A 2,276-nucleotide genomic window follows, 5' to 3' on the forward strand; every position below is an offset into this window, starting at 1 on the left:
GCGCGTTGTTTGTCCCGTTGCTGGCAGTTACGCTCGGCCTGGCCGGCTGCGCAGCAACCGGCGGGGCCGATCCCAAGGCGAACGTCGCCGTCGACAAGGTGGTCTACCACATCAATGATAGCGCCGAACAGGCGGGAAACGCGCTGCGCAACATCGGCAATCACCTCGAGGTCAATCCCGGCGCCAGGATCGTCGTCGTGACGCACGCGCAGGGAGTGGACTTCCTGATGAAGGGTGCCAAGGACAAGAACGGCGCCAAGTACGAGGACCTGGTCGAGCAGCTCCGGCAGCGCGGCGTGCAGTTCGACGTCTGCGAGATCACGCTGCGCAACCGCAAGCTCACCAAGGACCAGTTCATCGAGTACGTGACGTTCGTGCCGTCGGGCGTCGCCGAGGTGACGCGGCTCCAGCAGCGCGAGGGCTACGCCTACCTGCGGCCCTGAATAAGGTAATAAGAACAATTGATATTCAGCGCCCACGAGGGGCGCGCAGGCGTATTAGTATTCCCTTAAGTCAAGGAGGGAGCGATCCATGATGGGCCAACGAAGAGGGCTGCTGCAGGGGGTGGGGGCGCTGCTGCTCGCCGCGCTGCTGAAGCCGGTCGCCGCGCTCGCGGCATGGAACAAGGCCGCGTTCTCGTCGAAGTCGAGCGCCGACGCGCTGAAGAGCCTCGGCACGCCGGGCGCCGAAGCCTCGAGCGGGATCGTGATCGAGGCGCCGCAGATCGCCGAGAACGGCGCGGTGGTGCCGGTCGAGATCACCAGCAACATCCCCGGCACCACCTCGATCGCGGTGCTGGTGGACAAGAACCCCTACCCGCTGGTCGGCAAGTTCGACTTCATGGACGGCGCGCTGCCGTACGTGAAGGTGAACGCCAAGATGGGCGAGACTTCCGACGTGCGCGTGGTCGCCACGGCGGGCGGCAAGCACTACCAGGCGACGAAGGAGATCAAGGTGACCATCGGCGGGTGCGGAGGCTGACATGGCGGGACCGATGAAAATGAGGGCTACGCTGGCGGGCGGCTATACCGACGTGCGCGTGCTGATGACGCATCCGATGGCCACCGAGCAGCAGACCAAGGGACAGCCGCACTTCATCCAGAACCTGACCGTCAAGCTGAACGGCAAGACGGTGATCGAGGGCGAGATCAGCCAGGCGGTGTCGCGCAACCCGGTGTTCTCGTTCCGCTTGAAAGGCGGGGCGAAGGGCGACAAGATCGAGGTGAGCTGGCTCGACAACAAGGGCGACACGAACAAGACCGAGAGCGCGGTCGCCTAGCAACGAGGAGGAGGATGATGATGAAGCGCGCACTGCTATGCGCGGCGGGACTCAGCTTGGTCCTTTCGCCTGCGCTCGCCCAGCAGGCCTCGCCGTACGCCGACTACCAGAGGATGGCGCGCGAAAGCGCGCCGGTGGAGCTGTTCGAGCTGGGCGGCGAGGAGCTGTGGAAGAAACCGCAGGGGCCGAAGAACGTTTCCCTCGAGCAATGCGACCTGGGCGAGGGACCCGGCGTGCTGAAGGGCGCCTATGCCGGCCTGCCGCGCTACTTCGCCGACGCCGACCGCGTGATGGACCTCGAGACGCGGCTCCTGCACTGCATGACGACCCTGCAGGGGCGCAGCCGCGACGAGGCCACCAAGCGCGTGTTCGGCAACGCCGACCGGCCCTCGGAGATGGAATACCTTTCCGCGTACATCGCGGGCCACTCGCACGGCATGCCGCTGCGGCCGGGCATGAGCCATGCGAAGGAGCAGGCCGCGTTCGAGCTCGGGCAGAAGCTCTACTTCCACCGCGTCGGCGCCTGGGACTTCTCGTGCGCCTCGTGCCACGGCGAGGACGACAAGCGCATCCGCATGTCCCAGCTGCCGGTGCTCTACAAGCCCGCGGTGGCGCGGCCGCTGATCGCGACCTGGCCCGCCTACCGCGTGTCGAACAGCCAGTTCAAGACCATGCAGTGGCGCATGAACGACTGCTACCGGCAGATGCGCATGCCCGAGCCGGCGTTCGGCTCGGAAGCCGCGGTGGCGCTGGTCCACTTCCTGACCGTGACCGCGCAGGGCGAGCCCTACCGCGGCCCCTCGATCAAGCGCTGAGGAGACACCGATGAGACGATTGCTCCTCCTTCCCCTCGCCGCGGCGCTCGCCGCCTGCACCACCGCGCCCACGGTGGGCGTGCGGCCGAAGCCCTCGGCCGCGGACCTCGAGCAGGTCTCCGCGGTGCTGAAGCGCGATTTCCATGCGCGCGGCCAAGCCACGATGAACCGCGTCGAGCTCG

At 66.8% G+C, this 2,276-nt stretch carries 4 protein-coding genes; all 4 read left to right on the forward strand.

Going from position 1 to position 2,276, the window contains the following annotated elements:
- On the forward strand, positions 1-443 hold a 443-nt coding region (locus tag VLA96_02810), incomplete at its 5' end, for a DsrE family protein (protein HSE48118.1).
- 91 nt (positions 444-534) lie between these two features.
- Positions 535-981 carry a thiosulfate oxidation carrier protein SoxY gene (gene soxY / locus VLA96_02815; protein HSE48119.1) on the forward strand — a complete coding sequence of 149 codons (447 nt, stop codon included), beginning with the start codon at positions 535-537 and terminating at the stop codon, positions 979-981.
- Positions 982-994: 13 nt separating this feature from the next.
- Positions 995-1,279: a thiosulfate oxidation carrier complex protein SoxZ gene (soxZ, locus tag VLA96_02820; GenBank protein ID HSE48120.1), complete on the forward strand. Its 285-nt coding sequence runs from the start codon at positions 995-997 to the stop codon at positions 1,277-1,279.
- 20 nt (positions 1,280-1,299) lie between these two features.
- Positions 1,300-2,094 (forward strand): sulfur oxidation c-type cytochrome SoxA, encoded by a 795-nt coding sequence (gene soxA, locus VLA96_02825; protein HSE48121.1) that lies wholly within the window; start codon positions 1,300-1,302, stop codon positions 2,092-2,094.
- The last annotated feature ends 182 nt before the right edge of the window (positions 2,095-2,276 follow it).

Source organism: Terriglobales bacterium (assembly GCA_035457425.1).
Classification (GTDB): domain Bacteria; phylum Acidobacteriota; class Terriglobia; order Terriglobales; family Acidobacteriaceae; genus JACPNR01.